We start from the raw sequence: 17,516 nt of genomic DNA on the forward strand, positions 1-17,516 counted from the left end.
ACACTTTGCACTGCCTGAATGAACAGTTAAGTGTTGTTAGCGCTTGCGTATGGATGGCGGCGGATTAAGCTGGCCGCCGATTTCCGAAGATTGGAGTAATTCATGTCCCGCCGCCTGCCCGTGATTGTGCTGCTGGTTTTCCTGCCGCTGTGGCTCGCCGTCAGTTATGCCGCGCGTTATGGCTTCATGGAAGATGGACAGTGGGTGGGCATTTGCGTCGACGAGGCCAGTCGCTGGGAATGCCAGGTGCGCTCGAACCTTGGTTTGATGATCCATTTCAAGGTGCTGGGCTGGGTGGCGTTGGGGGCGGCGCTGATCGGTTTTGTCGTGCCCGGCCGGGCAGGGTGGTGGCTGGCGGTGCTGGCGCTGGTGGTCGGGGTGCCGGCGCTGGCGTTGTACAACACGACGCTGGCGGTGTTCGCGTTGGTGATTGCCGGATTGCGGTTGGTTCGCGAGTCTCGTAGCGCCTGATCGGCCGCTATCGCCAGCAGGGCTGGCTCCCACACTGGATCTCTGTGAACACAATATTTGTGTCGGTCACCAATCCCCTGTGGGAGCTAGCCCTGCTAGCGATGAGGCCATCACGGCTGCTGCAAATTATCGGGAACGAACCCGCAGACAACGCCACAACGCCGTCACCATCAATACGCTGACCAACGCCCAGCCCCACGCCTGTTGATTGAGCAGACCTTCCCGATACAGCTGCGGCGCAATCCCCGCGCCGATGATAAACGTCAGCAAGGCAATCTCACGACGTGGCACGCTCACCGGGCGGCACAGGTAAACCAGCGCCGGTACTACGAAAGCCATGCTGGCGAAGCTGCGATAACGCGGATCGAAGACCATCTCGAGCATCATCACCGCCGCCGCGAAACCGGCGACCGCGACCAGCCAGCCGGCGTGACGCTCAAATATGCCGAACGCGCGTGCACGCCATCCAGTCCGCGTACTCAACGTCAACGCAGCATGCGCAAGCACCAGCAGATTCAACGCCGTCAGCAAGCCGACCCACAACCATTCGCTGGCAAATCGGGTCGTCACTCGCGCCAGATCGCCCCAGGCGCCAAGCGAGCAAGCGGCGAGGGCGCCGAGCAGTGGCAATAGAAGTGCCGAGCGCGTCGTCCGAACGCATCCGCCGAGAAATAACGTCGCCAGGAAAATCAAGCCACCGAGCGCCAGCCACTCCTTCCAGTACGGCACATTGCTCACCGGGCCGGCGAGCACGCCTTTATCCTCCCGATCGGCATCGTACAAACCCCAATAGCCACCGACCGCGCCTTCACTGCCGCGTTTCCATGGCTGATCAAACGCTTCGATCAGGTTGTAACGCCAGCCTTCTTTCTCGGCCATCGCGACGAACCCGCGAATGAATTTCGCTTCGTTCACCCGGCTCGGCACGGCGGTTTCACGCTGGCGGCCTTCGCTCGGCCAGCCGGTTTCGCCGATCATCACGTCCTTGGGCGCGAACTTGTTGCCGAACACCTGGCGCACATCCGCCACGTGCTGCAGGGCGACGTCGATGTTCGACGGATCATCTTCCCAGTACGGCAATAAATGAATGGTAAGGAAATCCACGGCCGGCGCGACTTCCGGATGCTGCAGCCAGAAATCCCAGACATCGGCATAGGTCACCGGTTGCTTGACCTGGCTTTTGACCTTGTTGATCAATCGGGCCAGTTGCGCGCCAGTGACTTCCTTGCGCAGCAGCGCTTCGTTACCGACGATCACTGCACTGACCACGTCGGCATTGGCGTTAGCTGAACTGATCAGCAGCTCGACTTCTTTCTCGGTGTCCACCGGGTTGCTGTTGACCCAGGCGCCGATCATCAATTTCAGCCCGTGTTTGCGCGCCAGCGCCGGCAGCGCTTCGAGGCCGGTCATGGAATAGGTGCGGATGCATTCGAACCGCGTCGCCAGCAGCGCAAGGTCGGCGTCCATCCGTTCCGGGCGCAGCTTGAACGGTACGTCGAACGGCGATTGGTCTTTATCGAACGGCGTATAGGAGGCGCATTGCAGCTTGTGCGTGGGGGTTGCCGCGTCCGGCAGCATCACCGGCTGGCCGAGGCCGTACCAGAAACCGCCGAGGGCAAACAGCCCGAGCACGCAGGCAAATAAATAAGCAGGAAGCGCAAAGCGGGACATCGCGGACATAGTCAGGTCGAGTGGCTGCAAAGCGACGCATGTTACCTGCATTTATCCGGGGTTGGTGGCTTGCATCATTTGCACATGCAAAGTTCGGGCGGATTGTCTGGCGTCAATTATTCAGGGCCGCTTAATGGCTTTCTGATGTCGTTTCTCGGTGCCTTGAGGTCGCTGACAGAGCAGGTCGTTAGCGGCGTCAGGTTGATGATCAAACCGTCAGTACCCTTGTTGAACAATCGCTGATGTTCGAACGAGTTTTCGGTCAGGCGTGAGGGGGCGCTGTGCACCATAACAATACGTTGACGATGCCCGGCATCCGTCGGGCGCAGCATTTCGGGGAAGTAAACGATGAAGAAGCGACGACTTTTAGGCGCAGGTGCCGCAGTGGTGCTTGCGATGAGTTCCACTTTCGCCAGCGCTGAAAAACAGACCCTGAACATCGGATACGTTGACGGCTGGTCCGACAGCGTTGCGACCACCCACGTGGCCGCCGAAGTGATCAAGCAGAAACTCGGTTATGACGTGAAGCTGCAAGCCGTCGCCACCGGGATCATGTGGCAGGGCGTGGCCACTGGCAAACTAGATGCCATGCTGTCGGCCTGGCTGCCGGTGACCCACGGTGAATACTGGACGAAAAACAAGGATCAGGTCGTCGATTACGGCCCGAACTTCAAGGATGCGAAAATCGGCCTGATCGTGCCGGAGTACGTCAAAGCCAAGTCGATCGAAGACCTGAAAACCGACGACACCTTTAAAAACCGCATTGTCGGCATCGACGCCGGTTCGGGCGTAATGCTCAAGACCGATCAGGCGATCAAGGATTACGGTCTCGACAAATACAGCCTCAAAGCCAGCTCCGGCGCCGGCATGATCGCCGAGCTGACCCGCGCCGAGAAGAAAAACGAATCCATTGCTGTCACCGGTTGGGTGCCGCACTGGATGTTCGCCAAGTGGAAACTGCGCTTCCTCGACGACCCAAAAGGCGTGTATGGCGCGGCGGAAACCGTGAACAGCATCGGCAGCAAAGGCCTCGAAGCCAAGGCCCCGGAAGTGGCGAAGTTCCTGAAGAACTTCCAGTGGGCGTCGAAAGACGAAATCGGCGAAGTGATGCTGGCAATTCAGGATGGCGCCAAGCCTGATGCCGCGGCCAAAGCCTGGGTGGCGAAACACCCGGAGCGTGTGGCTGACTGGACCAAATAACCCGAAATAGCATCGTTCACCACGAACCCTGTGGGAGCGGGCTTGCCCGCGATAGCGGTCGGTCAGTTGACTAAAAGTTGGCTGGTACGACGCCATCGCTGGCAAGCCAGCTCCCACATTTTTTTGTTGTGTACTCAAGAATGGCAAAAACATCATGGCCATCTACTACTAAGGTCGTCTGGAACCTCTCCCGCAGCCGCATACATTAGCTACGTTCCAACAATAATTTGTGCTGCGAGGATAAAAACAATGAACGACAGCATTTACCTCTCGATTCAAAACAGTCCCCGATTCAAGGAGCTGGTTCAGAAAAGGGAACGATTCGCCTGGATTCTCTCGGCAATCATGCTTGGGCTGTACTCCGCATTCATCCTGCTGATCGCATACGGGCCACATGTGCTCGGGGCGAAAATCAGTCCTGAATCTTCAATTACCTGGGGCATTCCCATCGGTGTCGGTCTGATTGTTTCGGCCTTCATCCTGACCGGTATCTACGTGCGCCGCGCCAATGGCGAGTTCGACGACCTGAACAATGCGATTCTCAAGGAGGCTCAGCAATGATCCGGCGTCTGCTTGCTTTACTTGGCGTTGCCGCTTTTGCGCCTGGCGCCTGGGCTGCTGATGCCCTGACCGGCGCTGTGGCCAAACAGCCGCTGAACATCCCGGCGATCCTCATGTTCGTGGCGTTCGTCGGCGCGACCTTGTACATCACTTACTGGGCTTCGAAGAAAAACAACTCGGCCGCTGATTATTATGCAGCGGGCGGCAAGATCACCGGTTTCCAGAACGGTCTGGCGATTGCCGGTGACTACATGTCGGCAGCGTCCTTCCTGGGGATTTCCGCGCTGGTGTTCACCTCCGGCTACGATGGCCTGATCTACTCGATCGGCTTCCTCGTGGGCTGGCCGATCATTCTGTTCCTGATCGCCGAGCGCCTGCGTAATCTGGGCAAATACACCTTTGCCGACGTGGCGTCCTATCGCCTTGGGCAAACCCAGATTCGCACCCTGTCCGCCTGCGGTTCGCTGGTGGTGGTGGCGTTCTACCTGATCGCGCAAATGGTCGGTGCCGGCAAACTGATTCAGCTGTTGTTCGGGCTCGATTACCACGTTGCGGTAATTCTGGTCGGTGTGCTGATGTGCATGTACGTGCTGTTCGGCGGCATGCTGGCGACCACTTGGGTGCAGATCATCAAGGCTGTGTTGCTGCTGTCCGGTGCCTCGTTCATGGCGCTGATGGTAATGAAGCACGTTGGCTTCGACTTCAACACGCTGTTCTCCGAGGCGATCAAGGTCCACGCCAAGGGCGAAGCGATCATGAGCCCGGGCGGTCTGGTCAAGGATCCGATTTCGGCGTTCTCGCTGGGTCTGGCATTGATGTTCGGTACCGCTGGCCTGCCGCACATCCTGATGCGCTTCTTCACCGTGAGTGACGCAAAAGAGGCGCGCAAGAGCGTTCTGTACGCTACGGGCTTCATCGGCTATTTCTACATCCTGACCTTCATCATTGGTTTCGGCGCGATCCTGCTGGTCAGCACTAACCCGGCCTTTAAAGATGCGGCGGGCGCGTTGCTCGGCGGCAACAACATGGCGGCGGTGCATTTGGCCAACGCTGTGGGCGGCAGCATCTTCCTCGGCTTCATCTCGGCGGTAGCGTTCGCGACGATCCTCGCGGTGGTGGCGGGTCTGACCCTGGCCGGTGCCTCGGCGGTTTCTCATGACCTGTATGCCAGCGTGATCAAGAAGGGCAAAGCCAACGAGAAGGACGAGATTCGCGTCTCGAAAATCACGACCATTGCCTTGGCGGTGTTGGCGATTGGTCTGGGTATTCTGTTTGAAAGCCAGAACATTGCGTTCATGGTGGGCCTGGCGTTCTCCATCGCGGCGAGCTGTAACTTCCCGGTATTGCTGCTTTCGATGTACTGGAAGAAGCTGACCACTCGCGGTGCGATGATTGGTGGCTGGCTGGGTCTGGTCAGTGCGGTGGGTCTGATGATCCTCGGCCCGACCATTTGGGTGCAGATCCTGCATCATGAGACGGCGATTTTCCCTTACGAATATCCGGCGCTGTTCTCGATGATCATTGCGTTTGTGGGGATCTGGTTCTTCTCGATCACTGACAAGTCGGCGGCTGCGGACAATGAGCGGGCGCTGTTCTTCCCGCAGTTTGTGCGTTCGCAGACTGGGTTGGGGGCGAGTGGGGCGGTTTCGCACTAAGAGGTTAGCTACAAGCTGCGAGTTTTAAGCTGCAAGCTGCAAGCTGTAAGAAATGCCCTGATTGAGAGATTGGGGCATTTTTTTTGTGGGCGGTTATCGGTTGGTTTGGGTGAATATCCGTTTTTTCGGTGCGGCGGCTTGCGGTTTCGCCCTTACGGCGACTTACTTTTTTACAAGCGCCTAAAAAAGTAAGCAAAAAACGCTTGCTCCTGCGTTCGGCCCGCTCGCTGAGGCTCGGGGTTCCTTCGCTCCGGGATCGATCCGGGCGCAGCGCCTCCGGTTTGCTTCGCTGCACCTCCTCTCGCTGTGTTTGGCTGCGCCAAACGGTCGCTACGCTCCCACGCCCGGATCAATCCCTCCACTCAGCCTTCCGACGTCGCCCGTGGATCAAGATCAAAAGCTTTACTCGAGCTTGCGCTCATTGTTGAGTGGGGCGGCTTCGCCGCGGGCAGCTGCGCTGCTTTGCTTTTATGTGGGAGCGAGCCTGCTCCGAGCGGCGATCCGGCGATGGCGGCCTGACAGCCGACCTGTTCGTTAGCTGTTACGCGATCCAACTGTAGGAGCTGCCGAAGGCTGCGATCTTTTGATCTGGCTTTGCTTTGGCTTCTGCTTTTGATCTTTTGCCCCTTCGGCAGGCCGAGCGAAGGTGTTCATCCGGGGGGTAGGCGCGCAGCGCCGTGCGGCGCAGCCGCATTCATCGAGAGGAGGTGCAGCGAAGCAAACCGTAGGCGATGCCCCCGGATGGACACCGTAGCGAGGGAACACTGAGCCTAAGCGAAGTGCCGTACGCCGGGGCAAAGCCTTTTGGGTTACCTTTTCGGCGTTTGGAAAAGGTGACTCGCTGTAAGAGCGAAACCGCCAACCGCAGCGCCCGAAGCAACGGATATGCCCCCAAATCCAAGAACCAGTCGGCCCGAAGGCCGCTGAAACCACAAACAAAAACGGCCTCTATATAAGAGGCCGTTCCTGACACACCACTAAACCATCACAAACAACAAAACCCTTATTTGCGATCTTCCAGCGAAGTAATATCACGCGACTCGTAACCGGTATACAACTGGCGCGGACGGCCAATCTTGTACGGGCTCGACAGCATTTCCTTCCAGTGCGAAATCCAGCCAACAGTACGTGCCAGAGCGAAAATCACCGTGAACATGCTGGTTGGAATGCCGATCGCCTTGAGGATGATCCCCGAGTAGAAGTCGACGTTCGGATACAGCGAGCGCTCGATAAAGTACGGGTCGGTCAGGGCGATCTCTTCCAGGCGCATGGCCAGTTCGAGTTGCGGATCGTTGTTGATGCCCAGTTCCTTCAGCACTTCGTCGCAGGTCTGCTTCATCACAGTCGCGCGAGGGTCGCGGTTCTTGTAAACGCGGTGACCGAAGCCCATCAGCTTGAACGGATCGTTCTTGTCCTTGGCCTTGGCGATGAACTTGTCGATGTTCGACACATCGCCAATTTCATCCAGCATGGTCAGAACGGCTTCGTTCGCACCGCCGTGAGCCGGGCCCCACAGTGCGGCGATACCGGCGGCGATACAGGCGAACGGGTTGGCACCCGAAGAACCTGCCAGACGTACGGTGGAAGTCGATGCGTTCTGCTCGTGGTCGGCATGGAGGATGAAGATCCGGTCCATGGCCTTGGCGAGTACCGGGCTGATCGGTTTGATCTCGCACGGGGTGTTGAACATCATGTGCAGGAAGTTTTCCGCGTACGTCAGGTCGTTGCGCGGGTACATCATGGGTTGGCCCATGGAGTATTTGTAAACCATCGCTGCCAGAGTCGGCATCTTGGCAACCAGACGGATCGCGGAGATTTCGCGATGCTGCGGGTTATTGATGTCGAGGGAGTCGTGGTAGAAGGCCGAGAGGGCGCCGACTACACCGCACATGACGGCCATCGGATGGGCGTCACGACGGAAGCCGTTGAAGAAGGTTTTCAGCTGCTCGTGAACCATGGTGTGGTTTTTCACGGTGCTGACGAACTGGGCCTTCTGTTCTGCGGTCGGCAGTTCGCCATTGAGCAGCAGGTAGCAGGTTTCCAGGTAGTCCGACTTTTCAGCCAGCTGTTCGATCGGGTAGCCGCGGTGCAACAGAATGCCGTTGTCGCCGTCGATATAGGTGATCTTCGATTCGCACGAGGCGGTCGACATGAAACCCGGGTCGAAAGTGAAGCGGCCCGTGGCCGTCAGGCCCCGAACATCAATAACATCGGGACCAACGGTGCCGGTTAAAATGGGCAGCTCGACGGGGGCTGCGCCCTCGATGATCAACTGCGCTTTTTTGTCAGCCATGTGGCCTCCTATTTATGCTTGAACCATCAGACAGACCCCCCACGCAGGGCCCGCACCACTATAGTGAGATAAATTCGAATGTCAATTTGCCTAAAGTCTTGCTCCAGAAGGCTTTAAGCCGACTTTTTCCTCGAAATTGCCTGCCATTTACGCCTTTTATGCAACTTGTGCAATCCGCTATTGGGGGTAGGTGTACGCGTTGTCATTAGTAACCTAACTGTCTATACTCGGCCACCGACCGCCAAGGGCTTTGGGCCTGCTTTATTGGGGGTCGCATCCCTGGGTGGTGGTTACCTGACCAGTGCACTCCCCAACAACTTTGCCCTGATTGTTAGGGGCTCTTCAGTGTGAAAAAAAAGCCGTGAAAAGCCAACGACCTGTAAACCTAGACCTAAGGACCATCAAACTCCCCATCACCGGCGTTACGTCGTTTCTTCACCGTGTTTCCGGCATCATCCTCTTCCTTGGCATTGGCTTCATGCTTTACGCATTGGGCAAATCGCTGGGTTCAGAGGAAGGTTTTGCCGACGTGAAGGCAGGCTTGACCAGTCCGCTGGCCAAGTTCGTAGCATGGGGCCTCCTGTCCGCTCTTCTGTATCACCTGGTAGCCGGTGTGCGCCACTTGATCATGGACATGGGCATCGGTGAGACGCTGGAAGGCGGCCGCCTGGGCTCGAAAATTATCATCGCCGTTTCCGTGGTGCTGATCGTTCTGGCAGGAGTTTGGATATGGTAACCAGCGTTACGAACCTTTCGCGTTCTGGCCTCTATGACTGGATGGCACAACGCGTGTCTGCGGTTGTTCTCGCGGCTTATTTCATTTTCCTGATCGGATACCTCGCAGCGAATCCGGGCATTGGCTACGACCAGTGGCATGCGCTGTTCGCCCACAACGGGATGCGTATCTTCAGTCTGCTGGCCCTCGTTGCCCTGGGCGCTCACGCCTGGGTCGGCATGTGGACCATCGCGACCGACTACCTGACGCCAATGGCGCTGGGCAAGTCCGCGACTGCAGTACGTTTCCTTTTCCAGGCAGTATGCGGCGTTGCGATGTTCGCTTACTTCGTCTGGGGTGTGCAGATTCTCTGGGGTATCTGATTCATGGCTAACATTCCAACGATTTCTTTCGACGCCATCATTATTGGTGGTGGCGGTGCCGGCATGCGCGCTGCGCTGCAACTGGCACAGGGCGGTCACAAGACTGCCGTGATCACCAAGGTTTTCCCGACCCGTTCGCACACTGTGTCGGCTCAGGGCGGCATCACTTGCGCAATCGCGTCCGCTGATCCGAACGATGACTGGCGCTGGCACATGTACGATACCGTCAAGGGTTCCGACTACATCGGTGACCAGGACGCTATTGAATACATGTGTCAGGAAGGCCCGGCTGCCGTATTCGAACTGGACCACATGGGTCTGCCGTTCTCGCGTACCGAGCAAGGCCGAATCTACCAGCGTCCGTTCGGCGGTCAGTCCAAGGACTACGGCAAGGGCGGTCAGGCTGCGCGTACTTGCGCGGCTTCCGACCGTACCGGTCACGCGCTGCTGCACACTCTTTATCAGGGCAACCTGAAAGCCGGCACCACGTTCCTCAACGAGTACTACGCTGTCGATCTGGTGAAAAACCAGGAAGGCGAATTCGTTGGTGTGATCGCAATCTGCATCGAAACCGGCGAAACCTCCTACATTCGCGCCAAAGCCACCGTATTGGCGACCGGCGGTGCAGGTCGTATCTACGCGTCCACCACCAACGCCCTGATCAACACAGGTGACGGCGTCGGCATGGCTCTGCGTGCTGGCGTACCGGTGCAGGACATCGAAATGTGGCAGTTCCACCCGACCGGCATCGCCGGCGCCGGTGTACTGGTTACAGAAGGTTGCCGTGGTGAAGGTGGTTACCTGATCAACAAGCACGGCGAGCGTTTCATGGAGCGTTATGCTCCGAACGCGAAAGACCTGGCTGGTCGTGACGTGGTTGCCCGTTCGATGGTCAAGGAAATCATCGCCGGCAACGGTTGCGGTCCGAATGGCGATCACGTGATGCTCAAACTCGACCACCTGGGCGAGGAAGTGCTGCACAGCCGTCTGCCAGGCATTTGCGAACTGTCCAAGACATTCGCACACGTTGACCCTGTGGTTGCGCCGGTTCCGGTTGTTCCGACTTGCCACTATATGATGGGCGGCGTTGCCACCAACATTCATGGCCAGGCGATCACCCAGAACGCTGAAGGCGTGGATCAGATCATTCCTGGTCTGTTCGCTGTCGGTGAAGTGGCTTGCGTATCGGTTCACGGTGCCAACCGTCTGGGCGGCAACTCGTTGCTCGACCTCGTGGTATTCGGCCGTGCTGCGGGCCTGCACCTGGAAAAGGCGCTGACCGACGGCATCGAATACGACGATGCTACCGAAGCCGATATCGAAGCGGCTCTGTCGCGTCTGAACGCGCTGAACAGCCGTACCGACGGTGAAGACGTGGCGACTCTGCGTCGCGAGCTGCAAAGCTGCATGCAGAATTACTTCGGTGTATTCCGTACCGGTGAATACATGCAGAAGGGCATCGCTCAGCTGGCCGACCTGCGTCAGCGTATCGCCAACGTGAAGATCAACGACAAGTCGCAGGCGTTCAACACTGCGCGTATCGAAGCGCTGGAACTGCAGAACCTGCTGGAAGTGGCCGAAGCTACCGCCATCGCTGCCGAAGTCCGTAAAGAATCCCGCGGTGCTCACGCCCGTGAAGACTTCGAAGACCGTGATGACGAAAACTGGCTGTGCCACACCCTGTACTTCCCGGGTGACAAGCGCGTCACCAAGCGTGCCGTGAACTTCTCGCCGAAGACTGTTCCGACTTTCGAACCTAAAGTCCGGACTTATTAAGGGTGACCGCCATGTTGCAAGTCAGTGTTTATCGCTACAACCCTGATCAGGACGCTGCGCCGTTCATGCAGGATTTCCAGGTCGATACCGGTGGTAAAGACCTGATGGTGCTGGACGTGCTGGCCCTGATCAAAGAGCAGGACGAAGGTTTTTCCTATCGTCGCTCTTGCCGTGAAGGCGTCTGCGGCTCCGACGGCATGAACATCAACGGCAAGAACGGTCTGGCATGCATCACGCCGCTGTCCGCCGTTGTAAAAGGTAACAAGTTGATCGTTCGTCCACTGCCAGGTTTGCCGGTTATCCGTGACCTGGTCGTCGATATGAGCATCTTCTACAAGCAATACGAGAAGGTGAAGCCTTACCTGCAGAACGACACGCCGGCTCCGGCCATCGAGCGTCTGCAGTCGCCGGAAGAACGTGAAAAGCTCGACGGTCTGTACGAGTGCATCCTGTGCGCTTGCTGCTCGACCTCTTGCCCGTCCTTCTGGTGGAACCCGGACAAGTTCCTGGGTCCAGCTGCACTGCTGCAAGCCTATCGCTTCCTGGCAGACAGCCGTGACACCAAGACATCCGAGCGTCTGGCTTCGCTCGATGACCCGTTCAGCGTATTCCGCTGCCGGGGCATCATGAACTGCGTCAACGTATGTCCGAAAGGCCTGAACCCGACTAAGGCCATCGGTCACATCCGTAACATGCTGCTCTCGAGCGGCGTGTGATTCAGCTGCTGTAACCGTTGCACCGTACAGGCTGTGGCGCGGGCTTCAACCCGCGTCATGGCTATAACCAGAGCCGTAGTCATAAGCTGCAGCTCTTCTTTTGAAGAAATGAGACAAGCAGGGGCATCCGGGCTGGTACCCGGACTATCAGTGTGATCCTAGGTGGCTTGTTTTAGTCGCTGCATTCGGACTTCTGCAAGTTTGCTCGGTGTCGACACCGATGGTGTTCCCCTAACCGAGGGTGACCAAGCATGCAAGAAAGCGTGATGCAGCGCATGTGGAACAGCGCCTACCTTTCAGGTGGAAACGCTGCCTATGTGGAAGAGCTTTATGAGCTCTACCTGCACGACCCTAACGCTGTGCCAGAAGAGTGGCGCACCTACTTTCAGAAGTTGCCAGCCGACGGCAACTCTGCCACTGATGTTTCGCACTCGACGATTCGCGATCATTTCGTGCTGCTGGCAAAGAACCAGCGCCGCGCCCAACCGGTTTCCGCCGGCAGCGTGAGCAGTGAGCACGAGAAGAAGCAAGTTGAAGTGCTGCGATTGATCCAGGCCTACCGTATGCGTGGCCACCAGGCAGCCCAGCTTGACCCGCTGGGGCTGTGGCAGCGTCCTGCACCTGCAGACCTGTCGATCAATCATTACGGCTTGACCAATGCCGATCTTGATACGACCTTCCGTGCCGGCGACCTGTTCATCGGCAAAGAGGAAGCGAGCCTACGCGAAATTCACGAAGCGTTGCAGCAGACATATTGCCGCACCATCGGCGCTGAATTTACGCACATCACCGATTCCGAGCAGCGCCAGTGGTTCCAGCAGCGTCTGGAAAGCGTGCGCGGTCGCCCGACGTACTCCGCTGATATCAAGAGCCATCTGCTTGAGCGCGTGACTGCCGGTGAAGGCCTGGAAAAATACCTGGGTACCAAATACCCGGGCACCAAGCGTTTCGGTCTGGAAGGCGGTGAAAGCCTGATTCCGATGCTCGACGAACTGATCCAGCGGTCCGGTTCCTACGGCACCAAGGAAGTCGTCATCGGCATGGCCCACCGTGGCCGTCTGAACGTATTGGTCAACACCTTCGGCAAGAACCCGCGTGAGCTGTTCGACGAGTTCGAAGGCAAGAAAAAGGTCGAGCTGGGTTCCGGTGACGTTAAATACCACCAGGGCTTCTCGTCCAACGTGATGACCGCCGGCGGTGAAGTTCACCTGGCCATGGCGTTCAACCCGTCCCACCTGGAGATCGTGTCTCCGGTGGTCGAAGGTTCGGTTCGCGCCCGTCAGGATCGTCGTAACGACCCGACCGGTGAGAAGGTTCTGCCGATCTCCATCCACGGTGACGCTGCGTTTGCAGGTCAGGGCGTGGTCATGGAAACCTTCCAGATGTCGCAGACCCGCGGTTTCAAGACCGGCGGTACCGTGCACATCGTGATCAACAACCAGGTTGGTTTCACCATCAGCAACCCGCTGGACTCGCGTTCCACCGAGTACGCCACCGACGTTGCCAAGATGATCCAGGCGCCGATCCTCCATGTGAATGGCGATGATCCGGAAGCCGTGCTGTTCGTAACCCAGCTTGCCATCGACTACCGCATGCAGTTCAAGCGTGACGTGGTCATCGATCTGGTCTGCTACCGTCGTCGCGGCCACAACGAGGCCGACGAACCTAGTGGCACTCAGCCTCTGATGTATCAGCAGATCACCAAGCAGCGCACCACCCGTGAGCTGTACGCTGATCGCCTGACCCAGGGCGGTGTTCTTGACGCAGAGCGTGTTCAGGCGAAAGTCGACGAATACCGCAACGCGCTGGACAACGGTCTGCACGTGGTGAAGAGCCTGGTCAAAGAGCCGAACAAAGAGTTGTTCGTGGACTGGCGTCCGTATCTGGGCCACGCCTGGACTGCGCGTCACGACACGCGTTTCGACCTCAAGACCCTGCAGGAACTGTCCGCCAAGCTGCTGGAAATTCCGGAAGGCTTCGTGGTTCAGCGTCAGGTCTCGAAGATCTACGAAGACCGTCAGAAGATGCAAGCCGGCGGCCTGCCGATCAACTGGGGTTACGCCGAAACCATGGCGTACGCGACCCTGGCGTTCGAAGGTCACCCGATCCGCATGACCGGTCAGGACATCGGCCGCGGTACGTTCTCGCACCGTCACGCTGTGCTGCACAATCAGAAAGATGCGGGCACCTACATTCCGCTGCAGCACTTGTACGACGGTCAGCCTCGCTTCGACCTGTACGACTCGTTCCTGTCGGAAGAAGCGGTATTGGCGTTCGAATACGGTTACTCGACTACCACGCCGGATGCGCTGGTGATCTGGGAAGCCCAATTCGGCGACTTTGCCAACGGTGCACAGGTTGTAATCGACCAGTTCATCACCAGCGGCGAGCACAAGTGGGGTCGCCTCTGCGGTCTGACCATGTTGCTGCCACACGGTTATGAAGGTCAGGGCCCTGAGCACAGCTCGGCGCGTCTTGAGCGTTACCTGCAACTGTGCGCCGAGCACAACATTCAGGTTGCCGTTCCAACCACGCCAGCGCAGATCTACCATTTGCTGCGTCGTCAGGTGATTCGTCCACTGCGCAAGCCGTTGATCGTGCTGACACCGAAGTCGCTGCTGCGTCACAAGCTGGCCATCTCGACACTGGAAGATCTGGCCGAAGGTTCGTTCCAGACCGTGATCCCGGAAATCGATGCTCTGGACCCGAAAAAGGTCGAGCGCGTTGTTCTGTGTAGCGGCAAGGTCTACTACGACCTGTTGGAAAAACGCCGTGCCGAAGGCCGCGAAGATATTGCCATCGTGCGTATCGAGCAGCTGTATCCGTTCCCTGAAGATGACTTGAAAGAAGTCCTGGCGCCTTACACCAATGCCAAACATGCGGTCTGGTGTCAGGAAGAGCCGATGAACCAGGGTGCGTGGTACTGCAGCCAGCATCACTTGCGCCGTAGCATCGGTAACCTCGACAAGTCTCTCGTACTCGAGTACGCGGGCCGTGAGGCTTCTGCTGCTCCTGCTTGTGGTTACGCATCGATGCACGCCGAGCAGCAGGAAAAACTGCTGCAAGATGCTTTCACTGTTTAACGCCTTCGCGCTGACTGAAACCGAATTTTAAGGACCCACAGATAATGGCTATCGAAATCAAAGCCCCGTCATTCCCGGAATCGGTTGCCGATGGCACCGTTGCCACCTGGCACAAGAAACCAGGTGAGGCCGTCAAGCGTGACGACCTGATCGTCGACATCGAAACCGACAAGGTCGTACTCGAAGTGTTGGCTGAAGCGGACGGCGTGCTGGGCGCAATCGTTGCCAACGAAGGCGATACCGTACTTTCCAACCAGGTATTGGGCTCGATCGAAGAGGGTGGCGCTGCCGCCGCTGCTCCAGCCGCCGCCGCTGCTCCGGCTGCTGCCGCCGCGCCAGCCGCTGCTGAAGGTGAAGACGATCCTGTCGCTGCACCGGCTGCTCGCAAGCTGGCTGAAGAAAACGGCATCAACATCGCTTCCGTTGCCGGTACCGGCAAGGGCGGTCGTGTGACCAAGGAAGACGTGGTGGCTGCTGTTGCTGCCAAGAAAGCCGCTCCGGCTGCCGCGCCTGCCAAGGCTGCTGCTCCTTCGGCTGCCGCTCCTGTGTTCGCCGCTGGCGACCGCATCGAGAAGCGCGTACCGATGACCCGCGTTCGTGCCACCGTGGCCAAGCGTCTGGTTGAAGCACAGTCGAACATGGCGATGCTGACCACCTTCAACGAAGTCGACATGACTGAAGTCATGGCGCTGCGTTCGAAGTACAAGGACCTGTTCGAGAAGTCCCACAACGGCGTACGCCTGGGCTTCATGTCGTTCTTCGTGAAAGCGGCCACCGAAGCGCTGAAACGCTTCCCGGCTGTTAACGCATCGATCGATGGCGCTGACATCGTCTACCACGGCTACGCGGACATCGGCGTTGCCGTTTCCAGCGACCGTGGCCTGGTTGTTCCGGTTCTGCGTAACGCCGAACTGATGAGCCTGGCTGAAATCGAAGGCGGCATCGCAACATTCGGCAAAAAAGCCCGTGACGGCAAACTGTCGATGGACGAGATGACCGGTGGTACCTTCACCATCACCAACGGTGGTACCTTCGGTTCGATGATGTCGACCCCGATCGTCAACCCGCCGCAGGCAGCGATTCTGGGCATGCACAACATCATCCAGCGTCCTATGGCCATCAACGGCCAGGTCGTTATCCGCCCGATGATGTACCTGGCACTGTCCTACGATCACCGTCTGATCGATGGCAAAGAAGCTGTGACCTTCCTGGTGACCATCAAGAACCTGCTGGAAGATCCGGCTCGTCTGTTGCTGGATATCTAAGAAACAGCTGCAAGCTTTCAGCTACAAGCCTCAAGCTCAAGACGAGCCGGTGGGCTTGCAGCTTGAAGCTTGCGGCTTGTAGCTTTATTGCTAAAGAGGATTTTTTGAATGTCGCAGAAATTTGACGTAGTAGTGATCGGTGCCGGCCCTGGCGGCTATGTTGCTGCCATCAAGGCCGCTCAGCTGGGCCTGACCACTGCCTGCATCGAGAAGTACACCGACGCTGAAGGCAAGCAAGCCTTGGGTGGTACCTGCCTGAACGTGGGCTGCATTCCTTCCAAGGCGCTGCTTGACAGCTCCTGGAAATACAAGGAAGCGAAAGAAAGCTTCAACGTTCACGGTATCTCCACCGGCGAAGTCAAAATGGACGTCGCTGCGATGGTTGGCCGCAAGGCTGGCATCGTCAAGAACCTGACCGGCGGCGTAGCCACTCTGTTCAAGGCCAACGGCGTCACTTCGATTCAGGGCCACGGCAAGCTGCTGGCTGGCAAGAAAGTCGAAGTCACCAAGCCGGACGGCTCGGTAGAAGTCATCGAAGCGGAAAATGTCATCCTCGCGCCAGGTTCGCGTCCGATCGACATTCCACCGGCTCCGGTTGATCAGAAGGTCATCGTCGATTCGACTGGCGCTCTGGAATTCCAGACCGTGCCTAAGCGTCTGGGCGTGATTGGCGCTGGCGTGATCGGCCTGGAACTGGGTTCGGTCTGGTCGCGTCTGGGTTCTGAAGTGGTTGTCCTCGAAGCACTGGACACCTTCCTGATGGCAGCGGACACAGCGGTTTCCAAGGAAGCGCTGAAAACCCTGACCAAACAGGGTCTGGACATCAAGCTGGGCGCTCGCGTTACCGGTTCGAAAGTCAACGGCGAAGAAGTCGTGGTCAATTACACCGATGCCAATGGCGAACAGACCATTACCTTCGACAAGCTGATCGTTGCCGTTGGTCGCCGTCCAGTGACCACTGATCTGCTGGCTGCAGACAGCGGCGTGACCCTCGACGAGCGCGGTTTCGTGCACGTTGACGATCACTGCGCGACCACCGTACCGGGCGTTTTCGCCATTGGTGACGTGGTTCGCGGCATGATGCTGGCGCACAAGGCTTCGGAAGAAGGCATCATGGTTGTCGAGCGCATCAAGGGCCACAAGGCTCAGATGAACTATGATTTGATCCCTTCGGTTATTTATACTCACCCGGAAATCGCGTGGGTAGGTAAAACCGAGCAGGCGCTGAAGGCCGAAGGCGTTGAAGTCAACGTCGGCACCTTCCCGTTCGCCGCTTCCGGCCGTGCGATGGCTGCCAACGATACCGGTGGTTTCGTCAAGGTCATCGCTGATGCCAAGACTGACCGCGTATTGGGCGTTCACGTGATTGGCCCGAGCGCTGCAGAACTGGTTCAGCAGGGCGCGATCGGTATGGAATTCGGCACCAGCGCTGAAGACCTGGGCATGATGGTTTTCTCCCATCCGACCCTGTCTGAAGCCTTGCACGAAGCTGCTCTGGCAGTGAATGGCGGCGCCATCCACATTGCCAACCGCAAGAAGCGTTAACAGACAATAAGAAACCACGGCGGTAACGGCCCGTCGTGAGCCTTGCGAGCAAGTCTCACCGCGGAATGTCCGCCGGACGCAGTCTTGCGTAGCTGCACCGGGTAACCGGAAAGCTGCGCAAGCAGCAGTCACAGGTGGCGCGGCACTCAATCGAGCGCAGCGCCGAATGCGCAGTACCTAAC

The 17,516-nt window shown here is 58.1% G+C and carries 14 protein-coding genes; 11 read left to right on the top strand and 3 right to left on the bottom strand.

Translation table 11 applies throughout. From position 1 onward, the window contains the following. Positions 1-102: 102 nt before the first annotated feature. A complete protein-coding gene (locus EL257_RS07995; protein WP_126361356.1) occupies positions 103-471 on the top strand; it encodes a hypothetical protein in 369 nt (122 codons plus the stop codon). 126 nt (positions 472-597) lie between these two features. On the opposite strand, the gene EL257_RS08000 is transcribed toward EL257_RS07995, so the two are convergent. Together EL257_RS08000 and EL257_RS27700 are read right to left on the bottom strand one after the other, a co-directional pair. Continuing rightward, positions 598-2,193 (bottom strand): beta (1-6) glucans synthase, encoded by a 1,596-nt coding sequence (locus EL257_RS08000; protein WP_126361359.1) that lies wholly within the window; start codon positions 2,191-2,193, stop codon positions 598-600. A 65-nt stretch (positions 2,194-2,258) separates the two neighbouring features. Next, a complete protein-coding gene (locus EL257_RS27700) occupies positions 2,259-2,549 on the bottom strand; it encodes a hypothetical protein (RefSeq protein ID WP_172604433.1) in 291 nt (96 codons plus the stop codon). On the opposite strand from EL257_RS27700, the gene EL257_RS08010 reads away from it, so the two are divergent. The 3 genes from EL257_RS08010 to EL257_RS08020 all read left to right on the top strand — a co-directional run bounded on the left by EL257_RS08010 (position 2,491) and on the right by EL257_RS08020 (position 5,558). Further along, a complete protein-coding gene (locus EL257_RS08010) occupies positions 2,491-3,342 on the top strand; it encodes a glycine betaine ABC transporter substrate-binding protein (RefSeq protein ID WP_126361361.1) in 852 nt (283 codons plus the stop codon). The two genes, EL257_RS27700 and EL257_RS08010, sit on opposite strands and share 59 nt — an antisense overlap. A 249-nt stretch (positions 3,343-3,591) precedes the next feature. Further along, positions 3,592-3,903: a DUF485 domain-containing protein gene (locus EL257_RS08015; protein ID WP_126361364.1), complete on the top strand. Its 312-nt coding sequence runs from the start codon at positions 3,592-3,594 to the stop codon at positions 3,901-3,903. Further along, complete coding sequence (locus tag EL257_RS08020; protein WP_126361367.1) at positions 3,900-5,558, top strand: cation acetate symporter; 1,659 nt, start codon at positions 3,900-3,902, stop codon at positions 5,556-5,558. Before EL257_RS08015 ends, EL257_RS08020 begins: the two co-directional genes overlap by 4 nt. 1,003 nt (positions 5,559-6,561) lie before the next feature. Here EL257_RS08020 and gltA read toward each other — a convergent pair. Beyond that, complete coding sequence (gltA, locus tag EL257_RS08025; RefSeq protein ID WP_101158686.1) at positions 6,562-7,851, bottom strand: citrate synthase; 1,290 nt, start codon at positions 7,849-7,851, stop codon at positions 6,562-6,564. 361 nt (positions 7,852-8,212) lie between these two features. Here gltA and sdhC point away from each other — a divergent pair, with 361 nt between their 5' ends. The 7 genes from sdhC (at position 8,213) to lpdA (ending at position 17,334) form a co-directional block, all read left to right on the top strand. After that, positions 8,213-8,587, top strand: coding sequence for a succinate dehydrogenase, cytochrome b556 subunit (sdhC, locus tag EL257_RS08030; protein ID WP_126361370.1), 375 nt, complete (start codon positions 8,213-8,215; stop codon positions 8,585-8,587). Next, entirely contained in the window at positions 8,581-8,949 is a 369-nt protein-coding gene (gene sdhD / locus EL257_RS08035; protein WP_007898993.1) for a succinate dehydrogenase, hydrophobic membrane anchor protein, read from the top strand. Before sdhC ends, sdhD begins: the two co-directional genes overlap by 7 nt. 3 nt (positions 8,950-8,952) lie before the next feature. Then, positions 8,953-10,725, top strand: a complete 1,773-nt coding sequence (gene sdhA / locus EL257_RS08040; protein ID WP_126361373.1) for a succinate dehydrogenase flavoprotein subunit — start codon at positions 8,953-8,955, stop codon at positions 10,723-10,725. A gap of 11 nt (positions 10,726-10,736) precedes the next feature. Next, entirely contained in the window at positions 10,737-11,441 is a 705-nt protein-coding gene (locus EL257_RS08045) for a succinate dehydrogenase iron-sulfur subunit (RefSeq protein ID WP_016773675.1), read from the top strand. Between the two features lie 251 nt (positions 11,442-11,692). Next, positions 11,693-14,524: a 2-oxoglutarate dehydrogenase E1 component gene (locus tag EL257_RS08050; RefSeq protein ID WP_126361376.1), complete on the top strand. Its 2,832-nt coding sequence runs from the start codon at positions 11,693-11,695 to the stop codon at positions 14,522-14,524. Between the two features lie 44 nt (positions 14,525-14,568). Further along, a complete protein-coding gene (gene odhB, locus EL257_RS08055) occupies positions 14,569-15,789 on the top strand; it encodes a 2-oxoglutarate dehydrogenase complex dihydrolipoyllysine-residue succinyltransferase (protein ID WP_126361379.1) in 1,221 nt (406 codons plus the stop codon). A gap of 108 nt (positions 15,790-15,897) precedes the next feature. Further along, entirely contained in the window at positions 15,898-17,334 is a 1,437-nt protein-coding gene (gene lpdA, locus EL257_RS08060; RefSeq protein WP_126361382.1) for a dihydrolipoyl dehydrogenase, read from the top strand. The last annotated feature ends 182 nt before the right edge of the window (positions 17,335-17,516 follow it).

This window comes from Pseudomonas fluorescens, from assembly GCF_900636825.1.
Taxonomy (GTDB): Bacteria; Pseudomonadota; Gammaproteobacteria; order Pseudomonadales; family Pseudomonadaceae; genus Aquipseudomonas; species Aquipseudomonas fluorescens_BG.

Excerpts from the sequence above, each read along its gene's own strand:
- sdhD (WP_007898993.1), top strand. The coding sequence starts at position 8,581 with ATGGTAACCAGCGTTACGAACCTTTCGCGTTCTGGCCTCTATGACTGG.
- EL257_RS08020 (WP_126361367.1), top strand. The coding sequence starts at position 3,900 with ATGATCCGGCGTCTGCTTGCTTTACTTGGCGTTGCCGCTTTTGCGCCT.
- EL257_RS08010 (WP_126361361.1), top strand. The coding sequence starts at position 2,491 with ATGAAGAAGCGACGACTTTTAGGCGCAGGTGCCGCAGTGGTGCTTGCG.
- EL257_RS08050 (WP_126361376.1), top strand. The coding sequence starts at position 11,693 with ATGCAAGAAAGCGTGATGCAGCGCATGTGGAACAGCGCCTACCTTTCA.
- EL257_RS08000 (WP_126361359.1), bottom strand. The coding sequence starts at position 2,193 with ATGCAGGTAACATGCGTCGCTTTGCAGCCACTCGACCTGACTATGTCC.
- EL257_RS07995 (WP_126361356.1), top strand. The coding sequence starts at position 103 with ATGTCCCGCCGCCTGCCCGTGATTGTGCTGCTGGTTTTCCTGCCGCTG.
- EL257_RS08045 (WP_016773675.1), top strand. The coding sequence starts at position 10,737 with ATGTTGCAAGTCAGTGTTTATCGCTACAACCCTGATCAGGACGCTGCG.
- lpdA (WP_126361382.1), top strand. The coding sequence starts at position 15,898 with ATGTCGCAGAAATTTGACGTAGTAGTGATCGGTGCCGGCCCTGGCGGC.
- EL257_RS08015 (WP_126361364.1), top strand. The coding sequence starts at position 3,592 with ATGAACGACAGCATTTACCTCTCGATTCAAAACAGTCCCCGATTCAAG.
- sdhA (WP_126361373.1), top strand. The coding sequence starts at position 8,953 with ATGGCTAACATTCCAACGATTTCTTTCGACGCCATCATTATTGGTGGT.
- gltA (WP_101158686.1), bottom strand. The coding sequence starts at position 7,851 with ATGGCTGACAAAAAAGCGCAGTTGATCATCGAGGGCGCAGCCCCCGTC.
- odhB (WP_126361379.1), top strand. The coding sequence starts at position 14,569 with ATGGCTATCGAAATCAAAGCCCCGTCATTCCCGGAATCGGTTGCCGAT.